The organism is Salibacterium salarium, assembly GCF_030813635.1.
GTDB classification, from domain to species: domain Bacteria; phylum Bacillota; class Bacilli; order Bacillales; family Marinococcaceae; genus Salibacterium; species Salibacterium salarium.
This window is the reverse complement of sequence record NZ_JAUSUM010000001.1, coordinates 41,546-61,865: the sequence shown is the minus strand read 5'-3', so window position 1 is coordinate 61,865 and position 20,320 is coordinate 41,546. Positions and strand designations below refer to the sequence as shown.

15 protein-coding genes are annotated in these 20,320 nt (G+C 40.9%); 1 reads left to right on the top strand and 14 read right to left on the bottom strand.

All coding sequences use genetic code 11. The annotated features are described in order from the left end of the window. Positions 1-60 precede the first annotated feature (60 nt). From J2S78_RS00290 to J2S78_RS00235, 12 genes are all read right to left on the bottom strand, one after another. Positions 61-6,243: a SpaA isopeptide-forming pilin-related protein gene (locus J2S78_RS00290; protein WP_306895199.1), complete on the bottom strand. Its 6,183-nt coding sequence runs from the start codon at positions 6,241-6,243 to the stop codon at positions 61-63. 403 nt (positions 6,244-6,646) lie between these two features. Beyond that, positions 6,647-7,846 carry a helix-turn-helix domain-containing protein gene (locus J2S78_RS00285; protein WP_306895196.1) on the bottom strand — a complete coding sequence of 400 codons (1,200 nt, stop codon included), beginning with the start codon at positions 7,844-7,846 and terminating at the stop codon, positions 6,647-6,649. A gap of 369 nt (positions 7,847-8,215) precedes the next feature. Next, the gene (gene dnaB / locus J2S78_RS00280) at positions 8,216-9,583 is read right to left on the bottom strand and encodes a replicative DNA helicase (protein WP_306895195.1); all 1,368 of its coding nucleotides are present in this window, start codon (positions 9,581-9,583) and stop codon (positions 8,216-8,218) included. A 115-nt stretch (positions 9,584-9,698) separates the two neighbouring features. Continuing rightward, positions 9,699-10,142, bottom strand: coding sequence for a 50S ribosomal protein L9 (gene rplI, locus J2S78_RS00275; protein WP_306895191.1), 444 nt, complete (start codon positions 10,140-10,142; stop codon positions 9,699-9,701). Then, positions 10,139-12,109 (bottom strand): DHH family phosphoesterase, encoded by a 1,971-nt coding sequence (locus J2S78_RS00270; RefSeq protein ID WP_306895190.1) that lies wholly within the window; start codon positions 12,107-12,109, stop codon positions 10,139-10,141. The genes rplI and J2S78_RS00270 overlap by 4 nt, the downstream gene beginning before the upstream one ends. An 11-nt stretch (positions 12,110-12,120) precedes the next feature. Further along, the gene (locus tag J2S78_RS00265; protein ID WP_306895188.1) at positions 12,121-13,059 is read right to left on the bottom strand and encodes a YybS family protein; all 939 of its coding nucleotides are present in this window, start codon (positions 13,057-13,059) and stop codon (positions 12,121-12,123) included. Between the two features lie 496 nt (positions 13,060-13,555). Then, entirely contained in the window at positions 13,556-13,783 is a 228-nt protein-coding gene (gene rpsR / locus J2S78_RS00260; RefSeq protein WP_306895186.1) for a 30S ribosomal protein S18, read from the bottom strand. 72 nt (positions 13,784-13,855) lie between these two features. Continuing rightward, entirely contained in the window at positions 13,856-14,347 is a 492-nt protein-coding gene (gene ssb, locus J2S78_RS00255; RefSeq protein WP_306895184.1) for a single-stranded DNA-binding protein, read from the bottom strand. 26 nt (positions 14,348-14,373) lie between these two features. Beyond that, entirely contained in the window at positions 14,374-14,661 is a 288-nt protein-coding gene (gene rpsF / locus J2S78_RS00250) for a 30S ribosomal protein S6 (protein ID WP_306895182.1), read from the bottom strand. Positions 14,662-14,893: 232 nt separating this feature from the next. Then, the gene (gene ychF / locus J2S78_RS00245) at positions 14,894-15,994 is read right to left on the bottom strand and encodes a redox-regulated ATPase YchF (RefSeq protein WP_306895180.1); all 1,101 of its coding nucleotides are present in this window, start codon (positions 15,992-15,994) and stop codon (positions 14,894-14,896) included. A gap of 335 nt (positions 15,995-16,329) precedes the next feature. Next, on the bottom strand, positions 16,330-16,530 hold the full coding sequence (locus tag J2S78_RS00240) for a DUF951 domain-containing protein (RefSeq protein WP_306895178.1): 201 nt from the start codon (positions 16,528-16,530) through the stop codon (positions 16,330-16,332). Positions 16,531-16,715: 185 nt separating this feature from the next. Beyond that, positions 16,716-17,729: a YkvI family membrane protein gene (locus tag J2S78_RS00235; RefSeq protein ID WP_306895176.1), complete on the bottom strand. Its 1,014-nt coding sequence runs from the start codon at positions 17,727-17,729 to the stop codon at positions 16,716-16,718. Between the two features lie 103 nt (positions 17,730-17,832). On the opposite strand from J2S78_RS00235, the gene yyaC reads away from it, so the two are divergent. Next, positions 17,833-18,507, top strand: a complete 675-nt coding sequence (gene yyaC, locus J2S78_RS00230; RefSeq protein WP_306895174.1) for a spore protease YyaC — start codon at positions 17,833-17,835, stop codon at positions 18,505-18,507. Positions 18,508-18,570: 63 nt separating this feature from the next. On the opposite strand, the gene J2S78_RS00225 is transcribed toward yyaC, so the two are convergent. Next, positions 18,571-19,431: a ParB/RepB/Spo0J family partition protein gene (locus J2S78_RS00225; protein WP_306895172.1), complete on the bottom strand. Its 861-nt coding sequence runs from the start codon at positions 19,429-19,431 to the stop codon at positions 18,571-18,573. Continuing rightward, positions 19,424-20,185 carry a ParA family protein gene (locus J2S78_RS00220; protein WP_306895170.1) on the bottom strand — a complete coding sequence of 254 codons (762 nt, stop codon included), beginning with the start codon at positions 20,183-20,185 and terminating at the stop codon, positions 19,424-19,426. Before J2S78_RS00220 ends, J2S78_RS00225 begins: the two co-directional genes overlap by 8 nt. Positions 20,186-20,320 lie beyond the last annotated feature (135 nt).

Here is a 20,320-nt window from a genome sequence, read left to right as displayed (position 1 = left end):
TAGCAGAATAGGCCGCCGAGAGTAACAGACGTACTTGGCAGCCTATACTGGTTTTCACACTTATGCTTTTCTTCTTCTGCGGACAATTAGTCCCGCAATCAGGGCGATAGCACCCGCAAGACCATAATTGAAGATTGAACTCGATGTATTAGGCAGTGTCTGCCCTTCACCGTTGTTTTCTTCCTCTCGGCCATCAGCAGCGTCATCGTATCCGGAATTGAATGGTGATTCCTGATCCGGTCCGGTTGAATCCTCATCCGATGCCTGGGCATTCTCTACCGTTACTTCCACCGCTTCCGTCTGACCTTCTTCAATGTGGAAGGAGGTGGTTGGATCTTCCTCCCGCTCATAGCCGTCTGGAGCATTTGTTTCGATAAACTGGTAGCTGCCGGGGTCCAGGCCATTCACGAAGATTTTGCCGGAGTCATTGGTGGTCAGGCCTTCCTTGATAGTCGTACCGTCTTCAGCCTGCAGGGTAAACTCCGCTCCTTCCAGCAATTCATCGGTGTCGGCTTCATTCACCTTCGTCAGGGCCACCGATCCTTCTGCATCCGAAGGCAGCGTGGTTTCACCTGGTATTTTCTCATTTTCCATTGTCACTACTACGATACCGATCTGTCCGGCTTCTATATCAAACGAAACAGGCTCTATCGTCCGCTCATAGCCTTCCGGCGCCTTGGTCTCGACAAATTGATAACTGCCGGGCTCCAGATTGGTTACCGTCACCGTTCCATCTGCTCCAGTCCTCAATCCTTCCTGCAGAACGGAACCGTCGCTGTTTTCAAGATTAAAGACCGCACCTTCCAACACCTGCTCCGTATCTCCGGCTGCTGTCTTGATTAACTGAACTGCTCCCGGTTTAACTTCGTTTTCTGGGGTCAGCGTTACAGTTTCTTCCTGTTCTTCTTCAATGGTAAATTCCAATGGCCTCTCGTTCAGCTGATAACCATCTGGTGCTTCAGTCTCAACAAACTGGTAATCACCAGCGCTCAGATCCGTGATCGCAATCTCTCCGTTGTCATCGGTGGACAAGTTTTCTTCCACCACATTTCCGTCACTTGTTTCCAGGTCAAACACCGCTCCGCTTAATAGGTGGTCCTCGTTTCCTGCACTAACCTTGGTTAATACTACTGACCCCTGAATCGGGGCATTTTCAGCTGTAAGAGAAACCGTTTCCTCCTGAGATTCTCCAATCTCAAAGCCAATCGGTTCTGCATTCAGCTGGTATCCTTCTGGAGCTTCCGTTTCAACAAACTGATAAGCACCAGGCTCCAGTCCGACAACCGTGATTTCTCCACTTTCGTCCGTGGCAAGGTTTTCCTCAACGATATCGCCATCCACTTCTTCCAGATCAAAGACAGCTCTCTGCAATTGATTATTCTGGTCATTGGAATGGACTTTGGTCAACGTGACGGATCCTATGACTTTTTCATTTTCCACCGTTACAGTGGTTTCTTCATCTTCTTCGATTTCAAAAGGGACTGGATCTTCTTCCAGCAAGTAATCGTCCGGAGCTTCTGTTTCAACAAACTGGTAATCGCCCCGCTCCAGATCGGTTACTTCAATTTCTCCATCTTCATTGGTAGTCAAACCTTCTTCAACTAAATCTCCATCCATTTCTTTTAAATCAAACACTGCACCTTCAAGCACCTTTTCTGCATCTCCAGCTGCTGTTTTTGTCAGAATAACCGATCCTTCTTCTGGTGGATTATATCCCCCTCCGGACGAAATTTCATCATTTTCGACGGTTAACGTAACAGCTTCTTCCTGACTGCGTTCAACCTGGAAGGAAACTGGATCATTGTCCAGCTGGTATCCATTTGGTGCTTCTGTCTCCACGAATTGATAGGTTCCGGGACGGAGGTCACCGATTACGATTCGACCTTCCCCATTTGTTGTTAGCCCTTCTTCAAGAACAGTCCCGTTACTGTCTTGAAGCTCAAACACTGCTCCTTCAAGAGACTGGTCCGGGTTATCTTCAGCCACTTTTGTTAACGCAACAGACCCTGGAATTAACTCATTATCATCTGTTAACGTCTTTGTTTCTTCCTGACCTTTAGGAATAGAAAAAGTAATCGGTTCAGGGTCGTCTGGCATCTGGTAATGTTCCGGTGCTTTTGTCTCGACTAATTGGTAATCGCCCGGATACAAGTCCTCTACTACAATTTTTCCATTTTCATCGGTAGTCAGATTTTCCTTAATAACATCTCCTTCACCGTCCTGAAGTTCATAGACGGCTCCTTCCAACCTAGTCCCTGGCTCATTTTGATCTACTTTTGTTAACTCGACAGTACCGAGAATTAATTTATTTTCCACTTCAACTGTAACCTGTTCAACATCTGCTTCTTTGGCGCTTTTTTCAATGGTGAAAGGTACCGGACTTTGATACCTCTGATAGTGTTCCGGTGCTTTTGTTTCTATAAATTCATAGTCTCCAGGCTGCAGTTCATCCACGGTAATTTCTCCATTTTCGGTCGTTGTCAGGTTTTCCTGAATAGGCTCTCCAGAATCGGTCTGCAACTTAAACTCAGCACCCTGTAAAGTCTTTTCCGGATTATCCTCGTCTATTTTCGTCAATACCACAGAACCCGGAATCAACTGATTGTCAGCTGTCACAGCAACTCGTTCAACATCTTCCTCTTTGGCGCTTCTTTCGATGGTGAATTCTACTGGCGTATCATCCAACTGATAATTTTCCGCAGCCTGCGTTTCAATAAATTGATAATCGCCAGGTCTTAAATCCTGAACTGTTATTTTCCCTTCTGCATTCGTCTCCAGCCCTGTCTCTACTTCATTCTCTCCTTGCCACAGTTCATAGACAGTGCCTTCCAGGGGATTACCCGTGTTTTCATCAACTTTCGTTAATGTTACGCTGCCTTCAATCAAGTTGTTTGGGATTTCCTCTACGGTGTCTCCAGTGATTTCAATCTCGATTGACTCATCATTCAATTGATAATTTTCCGGAGCCTCTTTTTCCTTTAGAATATAGTCCCCGTTCATCAAATCCTCAAACACAACCTGTCCGTTATCATCTGTTTCTTTTTCGTCAACGACTATACCGCTGCTAGCATCCTTCAGCGTAAACACAGCGCCAGGTAACAATGTTTCATCATCAAGCGCATCCACTTTATCAACCGTCAAACTGCTCAGTTCCCCCGAACCGGAGCCGATACCCTGGGTTCTTTCCACCGTGACCGTCGATTCCGAGCTCCACGTCTCTTCCTCTATATTTTCACCTGCAAAAGAAATGTCATTATTGATCTCATCCCCTACAGCTGCCTGGATGAATGATTGATATTCCAGAATATACGGTTCATTGATTTCATTGTTGAACTGAAGTTCGAACTGTGTTGGATCTTCCCGAAATTCAATTGCATAGGCATCGTCAGACAGTTCTTCTCCTTTTGCTACGCTTCCATCATTCTGGACATCTGTTTTATAAACATGGAAGCTGTCCTCCAGAAGCATTTGATTACTGCTCGGCGTATCTATCACCGTTGCATTAGCCACCTGAGACTGGGCAAAGTTGATATCCACCTGCCAGTCTATGATTTTTCCATCCTGAACGCCTGATTTATCTGAATAGGCGCCCCCATGCGGTATAGATACTTCGGCGAAAAGTTCAAATTCTTCTGTGGCCCCATCATAGATGGTTGCTACATTATCATACTGACCCTGAACGAGATCCAAGTTGTCCAGACTCGTCTTATAACTGATTTTGTATGGATTGGTAATCGGTTCGTTGAATGCAATATCAAAACTCTCAGGATTTCCGTCACTGTCTCTATTAATCGTAAGCTCGTATTCATCTTCCTGAAGTTCTGCTTTCTCTTCCGCTCCATTTGCGCCACCGGTCAGTTCCATTTCATGAATAACGATCGAATCTTCCAGCAGCTGCTGATTATCCGTGATTTCATCTTCTACTGTGGCATCAGTCAATTCTTCCAGATTGTAGTTCACCCCGACATCCCAGGTAATTTCTTTTGTTACCGCATTATAGGATCCGCTTTTGAAACCATTAGACAGGGTGTAGTCATCCGGAGTGAACCGAGAACTTACCGTTTTTTCCTGGCTTGTGCCGGAACTGTCTCCCCACTTCAAAACGGCCTGGTTTTCTAAATAATTCAAACTATGATCCGAACGTTCTTCGTAATCAAAATCTGTTTGAAATGTCACGGTATGCTCGGAATCAATGGTATTATTAAATTCAATAGTGAAGTTATCACCGTTATCCTGGATCGTATACTCAGATTCATCCATCGAAGTAACTTCCACCGTCTCAGGTTTTAAGCTTAATCCCTCATTAGTAAAGACTTCCTCCAGGACAACATTATCCATAGAGTAATCGTCGTGGTTCAAGGTGATGTCCCACCACACTGTTTTTTCCTGATAATTCGGATCGTGATTACTTTTGTGCAAAATACCCTGTCCAAATTCTCTTTCCGCCCATGCTGAGTTTTCACTAGCAGTTACATCATTCCTTATTGTACCTCCGTCAAAAACACGATCTTTCGCTTCGGTCTGAAAGGTGATTTTATAAGCATTATTAATATTATTGTTGAACTGTAAGTCAAATCCACTCTCATCACTATCTGGCGTTACGTTATAATTTGTTACTATTTCAGATTCTGAGGCATTTCCATTTTGATCAATCGACATTTCTGTGACTTCAATGGAATCCGATACTAAGGCATGACTATCCGTGAAGTCATCTTCAAGAAGAGCATCTGCCTGACCAATAGATTTTTCATTGTAGTTGTATTTAATTTCCCAGGTAATTGTTTGATTCACATCATCATAGTTGATGGTATTTTTCTCAAGCGGTGTCCCTCTCTCTACAGCAACAGTTGCTGTCGCATCTCCTGCATTTGAGCCGTTTTCCAAAAGAGAAGCTGTGTTCTGAAACTCCGTTTTATTTTCATCTACTAATTGTGTTTCAAATACAGCTCGATAGGCTGAGCTGATATTTCCTCCAAAATCGATTGAAAAATCTCCACCCTCTGAACTCGTTCCGATACTGTATTGACTAGGGTCCACCAACTCACCGCGTTCTACTTCTCCGTTTAAATTTACGTTAAGGTGGTATAGTTCAATAGAGTCTTCAGTCAATTGCTGCCCGTCCTGAATAGGATCATTGAGAGAGGCGTTTTCAATAGTTTTCATTGTTTTATTGAAGTCTACTGTCCACTCCGCACTCTGAGCATTGTAGTCACTTTCGGGGATGCCCTGTTTTTCAACCGCCGAAGCGCCTGAGTTAAAATTTACTGGTATACTGACCGATTCTCCGCCTTGAATAGGGGTTACCGTTATGGTTTTGTCCTCTTCCACCTTTGTCGTTTCATCCATCTCCGTCCATACGCGGATTTCACCGTTGATATTCGAATACTCTTCAATAAATTCGTTAAATTCAACCGTCACTTCGCCGTCAGAGGTGACGGAAAAATGTCCTATATCTTCGCCATTAAACGGAAGTGGCTGATTATCAATGGGGTTGTAGACATTAAACTCCTGTGGAAGGTTAAACGTGAACTGAGCACCTTCTGTATATCCGTGACCATCCTCGAGTTCAAAGTTATACAGCAGTTCCACTTCAGAGTTGGAATTGACCGATTCTACCGGATTCCCTTCCTCGTTTAATAAATCCGCATTTGTTAATATATTCTCATTGATAGTAGTATTTTGAACTTGGACTTCCTGATCCTCTGTCTGCTGTGACTGCTGTTCTGTCAGTTCATCATCTTGGTCTTGAGACTGCTGATCCTGTTTCGTTTCTTCATCTATATTACTCTGTTGTTCGTCTGCAGCCCCCTCTTTATCGGTGTCATTCTGCGAATTATCACTGTTGCTCTCATCCATATCGTCCTGTTTTTCATTAGTTGTACTATCTTCACCTGTACTTTGTTGCTGGTCACCACTTGTTTCGTCCGTACTACTATCTCCCTCTTCGACAGTAGTGTCAGTGTCATCTGGATTGGTCTGTTGATTATCCGTTGTAGTTTCATCGTTGCTGTTCTGTGTGTTTTCTGTTGATTCCTCATCGGTGTTATTCTGTTGGTTATCTGTGGTTTGATCTTCGGTACTGTTCTGCGTGTTTTCTGCAGTGCTCTCACTAGCACCCGTTTCGGTCGCTTCCTGTTTGTTCGGTTCAGCAGCAAAAGCTTGATGGGTTATCCCCATTCCGCTTCCCATCATCTGAAAAATTAAGATGAATGTAATAATTAGTATGTTAATTTTTCTTCCCAACTTAATCTCTCCCTCTATATGTCTTTATGGACTTTCTGAACTAAATGCTGCCGACGATGAACTGGAGCAGCTCGCTGTTTGAACGGAAATTCCAGCGTTCGGAAAAGATACTCTCTCCTTTGCGCAGTACCCTCCTAGATTGTTTGAATTTGGAAACAAACATGAAAATATTTTGTATATAAAACAAAATTAAACATCGTATATATTAAAAAAACGGATAACCCACATGATTTCCCTCCTTTGCCTTTATGAGTTGACACTTATGTATTCATTATGGTGGACATTCGAACCCCCTGTATGGTGATTCTATTTAACTTTTGGTAATACTTGAGAATGATATATATGTACTTGAGATGCTTAAATAAAATAAAACCCGGAGAAAGACAAAGTCTCCGAGTTTTAGCTAGGGAAGCGGCGGCCTATTTTTTCGATATTGAAGCGGCGTCTGCTTAGCTATTTTTTTGAATACTTTAGTAAAATAGGTCTGATCATTAAAACATAATGACACCGCTATGTCAGAAATGGATATATCGGAATAATGAAGCATCCGCTTTGCTTCCTTTATCTTTTCTTCCAATATGTACCGTTTTAGTGACAGGCCACACTCCTGCTTAAAAACAGTCGATACATAGCCGGCGCTTAGGTTCATATGATCTGCCACACTCTGTACATCAACCCTTTCATTCAAGCGAGCATAAATGAAATCACGGATTTTCCGAACAAATGGAGTAAATGTTTCATGGCGCTCTTTTTGAACCATCGTGAAAAAAGAATCCAGGATCTTGCTATTTAATTCATTTAACTGTCTAAGATTATCTGCTCTTTCAATTTCAAATAAATAGTTGATGTTCATGGTCAATGCTTCAGAAGCCGGTACCCCGGATTCTATAATCGTCCTAGACAAAATAGTACCGATAGTAATTAATTTATTTTTCAGATGCCTCTGTGGATCTCCTGAGCCGAACTTTATATTTGATTGACTTTCAATTTCACTTAGCACTTCAAAAGTGGCTGGATCTGTCTCTCTAAAATAATCAAGAAACTCCTTTTCCAATGTATAAGGATAATAAACATAATCCGCATGAAAACCATTTAATTCTTTTGTGATCCAGTCATCGCTCTGAACAATCCCAGGATAATAATAGAAATAATGACGTACGATGCTATTCATCATAGTACGAACCGATTGGTGCTCAGATACATATGTACGATCTGTGTGAAGCATTCCAGTAAGCTGAAGTATTACCCGGCATTTTTCCGGTAAGGTATCTAAAGATTGGTACGGACCAACGATAATAAATCCTTCAAGTGTAGGAACCCACAAGGAAAAATAATAAATAGCTGTTTCTTTATCATGGAGAAAACATTCAACAGTTTCTACATTTTTATATAAAAAGGGAAATATTTCTTTTTCATTTTTGTTTTCATTCCAAAACTGTTGAGCAGAGGAAATAACAAATTTTTTTGAATAATAGCCAACAGCAATGTTCGTAATATTCGTAAACATTCGTATCAGCTCATTTAATTTAACATGATTCGTATCGAGAAACGTCATTGTAGCCCCCTCTTGATCTGCATTTACTGTAACTTTTAATATATCCAAGCATTGCAAAATCCTGGAGAGAAGCTTCTATTATATAATACTTACCTGACGTTTGTAATTTTTTATTAAAAAATGCCAAAAAATTAAATAAATATGCCAAAATGGATGTTTCCTTTGTTATATAATAATTGTTTTTTAAAATCGTTCTAAACAGAATCATCTCATCCAAGTCCACATCAATAGCAATATTATTGATCGGTTACATTTTCTACTGTACTATCATTAGCATTATGCCGATGCCTATTTGGAGTGTAGCTTTATTGTTAAAATATATGACCTGCATCCTTCATGCCTTATGGGCCTGATCCCAAAAATGCTAAATTTTTCTATTGTCTAATCTCACAAAAAAAAGACCGCACATCGCGGCCTTTAGGCTCCGGGCGGCGCTTCGCTTTCATCATGACGCCGATCCAGATTCACAAATTTATTATATTCCTTAATAAACGCAAGTTCTACAGCGCCTACAGGACCATTTCTCTGTTTAGCCAAAATAATTTCAATAATGTTCTGATCTTCGGTTTCTTGATCATAATAATCTTCCCGATATAAAAATGATACAATATCCGCATCTTGTTCAATACTTCCTGATTCCCGCAAATCCGACATCATCGGACGTTTATCCTGACGGGATTCGACACCACGCGATAGCTGAGATAAGGCAATTACCGGTACATCCAATTCACGAGCTAGTCCTTTCAGCCCTCTGGATATCTCTGAAACTTCCTGCTGACGACTCTCGCCTCCTCTAGATCCAGAACCTTGAATCAATTGCATATAATCTATCATTATCATGCCCAAACCACGTTCTTGCTTCAAGCGTCGACACTTGGCTCTAATTTCATTCACTTTAACGCCTGGCGTGTCATCAATAAATATACCGGCTGAAGATAAACTTCCCATCGCCATCGTCAGCTTCTCCCAATCTTCTTCCTGAAGCGAACCGGTTCTCATTCTAGTTGCATCAATGTTTCCTTCCGCACATAGCATTCTTTGTACAAGCTGAGATGCTCCCATCTCCAAACTAAACACCGCCACATTTTCCGCTGATTTAGTCGCAACATTTTGAGCAATATTTAAGGCAAATGCTGTTTTTCCCATGGAAGGTCTTGCTGCTACAATGATCAAGTCACTTCTTTGAAACCCAGTCGTCATCTTATCAAGCTCCGCAAAACCACTCGCGATTCCTGTAATGTCATTTTCGCGGTTTTGGAGCATTTCAATGTTATCATACGTTTCAATTAAAACATCTTTAATAGATACGAAGGCACTAGAACTACGCTGTTGAGCAACTTCTAGAATCGAACGTTCCGCATCACTTAAGATATCTTCTACTTCATCTTCTCCGTTGTATCCTTCCGATACAATGGTCGTTGCTGCATAAATAAGGCGCCGAAGAATCGACTTTTCCTGAACAATTTTACTGTAATAGTCCACGTTAGCAGCGGTTGGAACGGCATTGGCCAAATCTGTTAAGTAAGTGATACCGCCCACTTCTTCAAGCCACTCATAATCTTGCAGCGTAGAAGTCACTGTTACTAAGTCAATCGGGTTTCCTTTTTCCCCTAATTCAAGCATCACCCGAAAAATGCGGTGATGAGACACGCGATAAAAGTCTTCAGGTGCTAATCGTTCTGTGGCCGTAACCAGTGCCCCGCCTTCTAAGAATACAGCCCCTAACACGGCTTGTTCTGCTTCAATATTTTGAGGCGGAGTCCGGTCTGCCATTATATCGCTCATGTCCATCTTCCTGCCTTTCTCATACTAAATTATTCCAATAATAATTCTTCTTAGTGAAAAACCGACTTATCACCAACACTGTTGGTATAAGCCGATTTCAACCTTTACATCGTTTTTACTCTTCTACAACATGCACATCCACTGTAGCTGTCACTTCTTTATGAACCTTTATTGGAGTTTTTGTTACCCCTAGTGTGCGAATAGGGTTATCCAATTCAATTTTCCTTTTATCGACCTTCATTCCCATTTCTTTTAAGGTTTCTGCAATCTGCTTAGTGGATACCGCTCCGAATAAACGCCCGCCTTCTCCAGCTTTTGCTTTCACTTCTACTTTAGTATTTTCAAGTTCTTCTTTGAATTTTTTAGCATCTTCTAGTTGTTGCTGTTCTTTTTTCGCGTCACTTTCCTGCTTTGCTTTTAAATTTTTCACATTCCCAGCAGTGGCCTCAACCGCAAGCTTGTTTGGTAAAAGATAGTTACGGGCATACCCTTCAGAAACATCTTTAAGTTCGCCTTTTTTCCCTTTTCCTTTTACATCTTGTTGAAAAATTACTTTCATTCTTTTGTTCCTCCTTCCAAGTAGTCATCAATGGCTTCTTTAAGTTTTTCTTCCGCATCTTCTAATGTTGTATCCGCTAACTGTGTCGCAGCATTGGTCAAATGTCCGCCTCCATTGAGGGCTTCCATAATAATTTGGACATTCACTTCGCCCAGAGAACGGGCACTTATGCTAATCTTTTCATCATCTCGTTTTGAAATCACAAAAGAACCTTTCACATCGTTCATGGTTAATAGTGTATCTGCTGCTTGTGCTATAAGAATTTGATCATACGTTTCTTCTTTAGAGGCCTTTGCTAAGGCCATTCCCTCTCGATAAATAGAAGCTTTTTCTATTAAGTGAGATCTTCGGACGTATTGATCAATATCCTCCTTTAAGAGCATTTGAACCATGGTTGTATCGGCTCCGTGTGATTTTAAAAACGAGGCAGCATCGAAGGTTCGAGAGCCCGTACGAATGGCAAAACTTTTCGTGTCCACTATAATACCTGCGAGCATCGCTGTAGACTCCAGCGCATCCATCGATAACTTATTCGGTTGATACTCTAACAGTTCTGTAACTAATTCTGCTGTTGAAGATGCATATGGTTCCATATAGACCAATACAGGGTCTTGTATAAACTCTTCGCCTCTGCGATGGTGGTCTAACACGACTACTCGATCTACCGCATCTACTAAGCGGGGTTCTATGACAAGGGACGGTTTGTGTGTATCGACGACAACTAATAACGTATGACGGGTTAAATCATCCAACGCTTCCTCTGGTGTAATAAATTGTGACCACAAGTAATCATGATCCCCAACTTCCTCCATAAGTTTTTGTACGTCAGGATTGATATCACTAGGATCAACGACGACATAAGCGTCTGTATTGTTAACTTCTGCTACTTTCAAGACGCCAATAGCTGCACCGATCGCATCCATATCCGGATTCTTATGTCCCATAATAATAACTTGATCGCTTTCTAACACAAAATCGCGGAGAGCATGAGAAATCACACGAGCTCGAACCCTGGTTCTTTTTTCCATGGCATTGGACTTTCCTCCGTAAAAACGGACTTTCCCATTTGTTTCCTTAATAGCTACTTGATCCCCGCCTCTTCCTAACGCAAGATCAAGACTGGATTGAGCAAGGCTACCAAGTTCTCGAAGGGAAGAATCCCCACTTCCAATACCTATACTGAGAGTAATCGGGACTTTTTCTTTCCCGGTCACTTCCCTTATTTTATCAAGTATCTCAAAACGAGTATCTTCTAAGTCCTGAAGAGCTCTATGATTCATAACAGCAATGAAACGATCAGAAGAAATACTGCGCATTAATATTTGATTTTCACTCGCCCATTCATTCAAAGACGATGTGACGTGACTCATAAGTTTGCTTCGGATTTGATCATCCATACCCTGTGTCACTTCATCAAAGTTGTCCAAGTAAACAAGTCCGATAACGGTTTGTTCTTCTTCATATAACTCTTGGGTCTCTGCTGTGTTTGTCATGTCAAAGAAGTACAGTAACCGTTCCTCTTGTCTAATATATATCGTGTAATGTCTATCATTCAATGTTAGTTCTGTTTCTGTATCGCCTTTTTTAATGGCAGGAATTAACCCGTCTACAATTTTATCTAACGACTCACCCAGAAACTCTCGAGGGAGATAACTCATCATAAATGGGTTCGCCCATTGAACTTGATAATCTTGGTCATACAAAATAATCCCGATCGGCAGTTTTGTAACAGCTTCCTCTCCTGCCTTATTCACGCGATGAGTTAATGTTGTAATATATTTTTCAAGATCTCTTTCAAATGACTTTCTTGCTTGGAGAATGTATATAAGCATTAATGCCAACAATACAAATCCAATCACTCCAAGTACCCATTGATACATCATCAATAAGCCTATAAAAAGAGCCGCAACGACAAATAATGCTATGACGTGAAAACCGTGCCAACGTTTCATTAAAAACTCAGGCATAATGTCAACCCCTACTTCGTGTCAGATTCCAGACGCTTTTTCAATTGAAATCCTAAATCAATTATACCCAAAATTCGAGCCAGCAGAAGAACAAAGGGCGAAACTATTCCAAAAATGATTAAAATAACCGGAAAAATTTTAGGAACAGATTTAATATAACAATAATGGAATACCACCGTAAAACCTTGAACAGCCATGGCTACTTCCAACAAAGGAAACAGGTTCCACATCACTAAATCCATTACCGTCCCTTCTTCCACTCCGATCCAGTAAATGATGGAAACGACAAGATAATACCATAATAAAGAGCGGGGGAAATCCCACTTTCGCAGCGGCGGAAAAGGTTCTATTTCCATCTGCAAACGTCGGAGGACAAATTGAGCGATAAGTTGTGTAAGCAAGGCAAATCCAATCCCTGTGAACACTATCAGCAAAGGACCGATTTTTACAATCTGACTAATCATATCCTGCCAGACTGCCATATCCTCCGAAGCTTCTTGTCCTAACGATTCAAGCATCGACTCCGCCTGCTGTGTCGATTGTCTCATTACATCTTGTAAAGACGCCAACGGATCGATATCAAGGATTAGAATAGACCCGGCATAGAGAAATACCAACACCCCTATATATGCTATACTGCTTGCTGAAAACACCATCAAGGCTTCTTTTTTTCGTCGCATAAGTTCTCCAGCTGTCACCCCGCCACCGGCAGCCAGCAAAACAAACGGCAGTCCGACAAGCGTGCCTGTAAGAAAGGACAGCAGGAATGTCACCACTGCCATAATCAGTCCTGACTTCCAACCATATCTAACAACGAAAATAATGAAAGGCAGAGGTAAAAACAATAGTAAAATAGTACCGAGAAAAGGGACAAAAACAGAAAGAAGCAACATAACAATAAAAATACCGCTTAAAATGGCTCCTTCTGTTAACCTTCTCGTATGTTGCAATGACGTCACCTCATCTGTCTATTATCATTCATTTCACTTTTAGTCTATGTAGATTCCATTCGTCTATTGTAATCTATTCTCTCGAAAAAAGAAAGAAATCATTGATGAAGGAATACTGTTCCCACTTGATACAGGCAGGGACTACTTGCTTACCAGTCACTTGTATCAAAAATCAAACCTTTCATACTTGGCACCAATACAAGCTTATTATTTCTGAACGGATAAGAAAAACGGAGTTTGGAAAACCACCGCATAAAATCTTTTCGTTTTGTTATCATTCATCCACCTTGGAAAGCTCCTTTTGCTTTATTACAGGAATGTCTAATCGCAGTGGATGGACATTTGTTCCGTCCTTGATCTGCTTCGCTCCCGTAGAAATCGCGCCCCTTCTTCTATTCAAACAGGTTCCCCCAAAGAGCAGAAATTCCATACTTTCTTATCTTATAAGAAAAAAACGTTTCCCGAAACGACCGGGAAACGTTTTTAACAGCTAGTTTTACTGTTCCTTAACATATGGGAGCAGCGCAACGTGACGTGCACGTTTAATAGCTTTCGTCAATCGACGCTGATACTTAGCGGAAGTACCAGTCACACGACGCGGCAAAATCTTACCACGTTCAGAAATGAATTTTTTTAGAAGTTCTACGTCTTTATAGTCAATCTTTTCAATCTTATTGACTGTAAAGTAACACACTTTTCTTCTCTTACCTCTGCGACGTGCCATCGAGTTTCAACCTCCTTTAAGAAAGCTTGGCTTCCTTGTCATTGTTTATAAGATATTATTGGGAGACCTATTCTAAAATGGTAAATCGTCATCAGAAATGTCAACCTGTTGACCATCATTTGCAAATGGATCGTCATTAAGGTTGGAAGAACCGCCGCCTTGACCTTGTTGGCCGCTATTGGAACTTCCTCCCCCTGGCTGGGAATTAGCAAAGTCATTGCGGTTACCCGAACCACCAGATGCATTACGAGGTTCCAAGAATTGGACACTTTCCGCCTGAACTTCTACAACGGTAACACGCCGTCCTTCTTGGTTTTCATACCTACGGCTTTGTAAGCGGCCATCAATGCCGGCTTGACTACCTTTTTTCAAGTAATTTGCAACATTTTCCGCCTGTTTTCTCCATGCTACGCAGTTAAAGAAATCGGCTTCTCTTTCTCCCTGCTGGTTCGTAAACGGACGGTTAACGGCAATCCCAAAGTTAACGACAGCTACACCGTTTGGCGTATACCGCAATTCGGGGTCGCGGGTCAGGCGGCCGACCAAAACAACTCGATTTATCATTGGAACCCCTCCCAATTATTTAGTCATTAATCATCGTCTCTAACTACAAGATGACGAATGATGTTATCATCCATCTTAACTAGACGTTCAAATTCATTTGTAGTATCTGGCTCTGCCTTAATGTAAACTACGACGTAGTATCCATCTTTTAGGTCATCAATCTCATATGCCAGACGACGTTTTCCTTTTTCGTCTACTTTTTCTATCTCTGCTCCACTGCTTGTCAACACGTTGTTGTAACGTTCGATTGTTTGTTTCACACCGTCTTCATCAACGCTTGGAGCAATGATATAAAGCACCTCATATTTACGCACGTTGCGTCACCTCCTTTTGGTCTTACGGCTCTTCTTTTTCATAAAGAGCAAGGAGCAAAATATATTCTAGACATTTCACTCGCAACTTATGATTATAGCAGAACCAATCATCATTGACAATCTTTATTGGACACTTCTTTTTCTTAAACATACAGATGAAACCTATTCTTTCTGAAAGCATGAAAAAACCCCGTCTTTATTTATCAAGACTAGGGGTTCATATAGATGATTTTTATACATTGAAACGAAAATGAATAACGTCACCGTCTTTTACAACATATTCTTTTCCTTCTAATCTTACTTTTCCTGCTTCTTTTGCTGCATTCATTGAACCGTTAGCCATTAAATCATCATAACTAACCACTTCTGCGCGAATAAAACCTCTTTCAAAGTCAGTATGAATCACACCTGCAGCTTGCGGGGCTTTCATACCACTTCTAATCGTCCATGCTCTAACCTCCGGCTCTCCAGCCGTGAAGAAGGTTTCGAGTCCGAGCAGGTTATAGGCTGCACGAATTAATTGATCAAGGCCGGCTTCTTCTATACCGAGATCATCGAGAAATTCTTGTTTTTCTTCTCCTTCTAACTCTGCAATCTCGGATTCAATCTTCGCACATACAGTAATAACCTCAGACCCTTCTTGGGCCGCATAATCTTTCACGGCTTGGACGTATTCATTATCCTCATCACCAAGTAAATCCTCTTCACTTACATTTGCCGCATACAACACCGGCTTCATCGTCAATAATTGAAAGCCGTGAATCAATTTCAACTCATCTTCCGTTAAATCAAGACTCCGCGCTGGTTTTTCTTCTTGAAAGGCAGTGATCAGTTTTTGAAGCAGTTCATGTTCAGCCATTGCTTCTTTATCTTTGGATTTAGCCAACTTAGCAACCTTTTCCACTCGTTTTTCGACAGTCTCTAAGTCAGCCAGTATTAGTTCAAGGTTAATCACTTCAATATCCCGAATAGGATTAACACTTCCAGAAACGTGCGTAATATCTCCATCATTAAAACAGCGGACAACGTGCGAAATCGCATCCACCTGGCGGATATGGGATAGAAATTTATTCCCCAACCCTTCTCCCTTACTTGCTCCTTCTACAATCCCCGCAATATCAGTAAATTCGAATGCTGTTGGGATTGTTTTCTTTGGTTGGAACATGTCAGTTAATTTATCCAAGCGTGGATCCGGAACTTCTACGATCCCAACGTTTGGGTCAATCGTACAGAATGGATAGTTTGCTGATTCCGCACCCGCTTGTGTTATCGCATTAAATAAAGTGGATTTCCCAACGTTGGGAAGTCCAACGATACCAGTAGTTAAAGCCATGTCTTCATTCACTTCCTTTAAGATTTTCTGTTAGAAAAGGTAATAGTTCAAAGATTAAAAATATCTCTTTCGTTTTTCACCATTCCCAATTATAGAGAGAAGCATGGCAAAAAACAAGCGCCCTAAAAGCCGCGGTAGGTTCTGAATCGGACGTGTAGGGCTAACTGCACGTCCGAATGAGACTGGGAAGAAACCTCCATCGGCTGGGCGCTTGCGCTAAACATGGAAGACGCAAAAATATATATTTTCTATCTTACGGGAAAAGCGTAAAAGCATCTGCAATTTAATAAAACAAGTGCTGAAGACGTGACAATGTGCATGTTAACTTCTGCAACCTAAGCTTCTTCCGCTTTCTCAATGATTTTTTTTATTTTTTTTCGAAATTCCCTGCGCGGAAGCATTACACTATGTCCACATCCTTGACACTTAATACGTATATCAGCACCCATTCGAATAATTTTCCAGCGATTTTCACCGCATGGATGCGATTTTTTCATCTCCACAATATCGTTTAATGAAAAAGGCAAATCCGCCATTCTAGACACCTCATTTCTACCACTTAACAAGAAACTGAATATATGTAATATCCTATCCTATCTAATCAAAAGAGACAATCCTCAGCTTATTTTCTTTTTTCAACATTTCCCGGGAAATAGTGCAGATTCCTGATTTCTTACATTTGTCACGTCTTGTAATACACAATTAGGTAGAACAAGGGACGTTATCTTCGCTTTAGAAAAAAAGGATGTATGACTACGACGACCAGTAAATACAAATTTAACATTCCATATATAGGATATAAGAAGGAAACAAGTCTAGAAAAACCGAATTCCGTTAAAGGGATCATTAAACAAAGTAAAAATAGAGCCATAAACCAAGGACGAACGGAGAAAACGTGTCGAAGTCGATTGGATAAGCCGAATAACCCCGACGCCGCTGTAGTAAAAATCGCTGTCCATAATAACACTGCCATAAATGCCGTAATGGTGCTGGGAAAAGTCTTCAAAAGAGCAAATAAAGGAATTTCATACAGCATAATATCTTCAGCAGCTGCTAACAACGACTCATTATATAAAAACGATACACCACCCAAAGTAAGACCACTGCCAATGCTTGCAATCCAAATTTCACCTTTATGTTTAATTTTTTTGCCCGCTGCAGATAATACAGCAACAAGCGGTAATAAATTTAGTGCTGTAAAGGTAAAGGAGGATGTCCAATTACTTTGTGTTTTCCAATCTATTGTTTCCAATCCACCATGAGTCCAAAAAAAGGCAATTAATGTTACAGTCAAACTTATAATTAACACTGGTATTAGCACACTGTTTAAGCCCGTTAATCCCTCTACGCCTCGTACCGCAACGATAAGCAGGAGAACACACATAGAAATAATTCCAACCGAAAACGGGACATGAAAGTATTCTAATGCTGCGCCTCCACCAGCAATCATAATACCCGTTGTCGTAAATAAATAAAAAATAATAATCAAATCATATCCTTTTGCAAACCGTGGCCCCATAAGCTTGGACAATACCATGGAATAATCATCTGTCTGTTCTTGATAGCTTATGTTCAGTACAACGTAACAACATATAATGAATAAAAAGCTAAATATAACAATAGCTAGTCCACTTTCATGGCCAAAAAACTGCCAAATTTCACGTCCTGATGCATACCCGGCCCCTATTGTAGTACCAATAATTAAGAACATCCACTTCAGTCCATCAGCTATCATGTACAATTCTCCCTTTAATAAGACTCATATCAACGACCGGTCCATGTATAGAATAAATAAATGGTTCCTATACTGGAACTAATATGAAGAAGGAGAGACGAATATGCTTGGAAAAAACTCTGGTACCGCCTTTACCTTTCAAGTACATGTAGATGACGTACATGCTTCTTATCATCTTTCAACTCAATTGATAGAACAGCTTCAATCGATTTCGATGTACCAGGATATCGTTATCGTTTGCATCGGAACAGATCGCTCCACTGGAGACTCTCTTGGTCCGTTGATTGGATCCTCTTTGGAGAAAAGAATGCTGAAACGAATGTTTATTTACGGCACATTAAAAGATCCCGTTCACGCTGTAAATTTGGAAGAGACTTTACAAGAAATACATGTACGTCACCCTGATTCCTTTATCATAGCCATTGACGCATGTTTAGGCCGCCTTAAAAATGTAGGTAATATAAACTTTTCCAAAGGACCTGTTATTCCAGGAGCAGCCATGAAAAAAAAGCTCCCCCACGTCGGCGATATGCATATTACTGGCATAGTAAATGTTAGCGGAATGATGGAGTACTTTGTATTACAAAACACCCGTCTTCATTTAGTAATCGCTATGGCAGAGTCAATAGCAAGAGCTCTGGCAACAGCGGATAGAAAATTAAAGACGCCTACCGTTCCACCCGTATCGCCGCCAAATTCCTCTCCACGCACTATTTACAATACAGGTACTTGCAAAACAGAAAGCGCTTTATCCCTACAAAAAAACTCACCGCAATAAGAAAAGCGCAAGCAAAAAGCCTGTCATGGCACGGTGCTCACGACAGGCTTTCATACTCTCTTCTTATTCTTGGGCTGACTCATTGTCCAACAATTCCAAAATTCGTTGCAAATCATCATCGGTCAGGAATTCAATTTCTATCTTTCCTTTTTTCTTTCCTTTTTTTATAGACACAGACGTCCCAAAATACGAACGCAATTCTTCTTCTTTTGATTGAATAAATACAGAAGGTTTTTCTTTTTCTATATGCTTGGTTTGCGGGACTTCTTGATTGTTCAACTGCTGAACCATTTCTTCTGTTTGGCGGACATTCAACGAGTCTTTTTCAATTTTATCCACGACTTCGTCTGCTTTCTGCTTATCCTTTAAGCCAAGCAGCGTGCGACCGTGCCCCATAGAAATATCCTTATTTGCAATCTTTTTTTGAACATTAGACGAAAGTTGCAGTAGGCGCAGATGATTTGCAATATGAGGTCTGCTTTTCCCTAATCGTTTCGATAGCTCATCTTGAGTAACATCCAAATACTTCATCAGCTTTTCATAAGCTCTTGCTTCTTCTAGCGGGTTCAAATTTTCACGTTGCACGTTTTCAATTAAGGCAACTTCCATTAATTTTTCATCACTTAGATCTTTCACTACTGCAGGCACCGTGTCTAAACCAGCTTCTTTAGCTGCTCGAAAACGCCGTTCTCCGACAACAATTTCATATCCCTTAATACTTTTTCTCACAATGAGTGGTTGGAGAATCCCATGCTCTATAATGGAATCTCTTAATTCTTCAATGGCTTCCTCGGTGAATGATTTTCTCGGCTGATAGGGGTTGGGACGTAAATCTTTTGTTCTTACATCTTCTACTAGATTTTCTTCCGCGCTTGATTCTTCTGGAAAAAAAGCATTTAATCCTCGGCCTAATCCTTTACCCACCGGTCACCACTTCCTTTGCTAAGTCTAAATATACTTGGGCACCTTTGGATTTTGCATCATATAAAATAATCGGGAGTCCGTAACTAGGGGCTTCTCCTAGTCTTATATTTCTAGGTATGATCGTTTCAAATACTTTTTCTCTAAAATACTTTTTCACTTCTTCAATCACTTGAATACCTAAATTTGTGCGGGCGTCCAACATTGTTAACAGCACTCCTTCAATTTCAAGGTCTGTGTTTAAATGTTTTTGGACGAGCCTGATTGTATTGAGAAGTTGACTCAAGCCTTCTAATGCATAATACTCACATTGCACTGGAATTAATACAGAGTCTGAAGCAGTTAGTGCATTGATGGTTAATAGACCGAGAGATGGAGGACAGTCAATAATCATATAATCATACTCATCATCCATTTCAGATAAAGCCTTTTTCAACCTAATTTCCCTGGAAATAGTCGAAACTAATTCAATTTCTGCCCCAGAAAGCTGGATGGTAGATGGTACTACATCCAGGTTTTCAACACTTGATGGACGGATGACCTTCTCCACACTGGTGTCTTCTACAAGAAGGTTATAAATACATTCGTCTACATCGCCTTTTTCAATCCCAGCTCCGCTCGTTGCATTTCCCTGTGGATCAATATCAACAAGTAAAACTTTTTTGCCTATGTATGACAAGCAAGCACTAATATTCACGGCTGTCGTGGTTTTGCCTACTCCGCCTTTTTGATTGGCGATAGCAACGACCTTTGCCATCGGTACACCTACTTTCTTCTAGATCCCCAATCTATTTTGTCTATGGTAACTTATTCTCTTTCTTTCATAACTCTGCTTTTTATTCTATCACGTTTTAGACTGACTTTTGCAAAGGGTTTTCATTTAAGTATAAAA

Bases quoted from the DNA above. Each gene is read 5' to 3' on its own strand.
- dnaB (WP_306895195.1), bottom strand. From the start codon at position 9,583: ATGAGCGATATAATGGCAGACCGGACTCCGCCTCAAAATATTGAAGCA.
- rplI (WP_306895191.1), bottom strand. From the start codon at position 10,142: ATGAAAGTAATTTTTCAACAAGATGTAAAAGGAAAAGGGAAAAAAGGC.
- J2S78_RS00270 (WP_306895190.1), bottom strand. From the start codon at position 12,109: ATGCCTGAGTTTTTAATGAAACGTTGGCACGGTTTTCACGTCATAGCA.
- rpsR (WP_306895186.1), bottom strand. From the start codon at position 13,783: ATGGCACGTCGCAGAGGTAAGAGAAGAAAAGTGTGTTACTTTACAGTC.
- ssb (WP_306895184.1), bottom strand. From the start codon at position 14,347: ATGATAAATCGAGTTGTTTTGGTCGGCCGCCTGACCCGCGACCCCGAA.
- ychF (WP_306895180.1), bottom strand. From the start codon at position 15,994: ATGGCTTTAACTACTGGTATCGTTGGACTTCCCAACGTTGGGAAATCC.
- J2S78_RS00240 (WP_306895178.1), bottom strand. From the start codon at position 16,530: ATGGCGGATTTGCCTTTTTCATTAAACGATATTGTGGAGATGAAAAAA.
- J2S78_RS00235 (WP_306895176.1), bottom strand. From the start codon at position 17,729: ATGATAGCTGATGGACTGAAGTGGATGTTCTTAATTATTGGTACTACA.
- yyaC (WP_306895174.1), top strand. From the start codon at position 17,833: ATGCTTGGAAAAAACTCTGGTACCGCCTTTACCTTTCAAGTACATGTA.
- J2S78_RS00220 (WP_306895170.1), bottom strand. From the start codon at position 20,185: ATGGCAAAGGTCGTTGCTATCGCCAATCAAAAAGGCGGAGTAGGCAAA.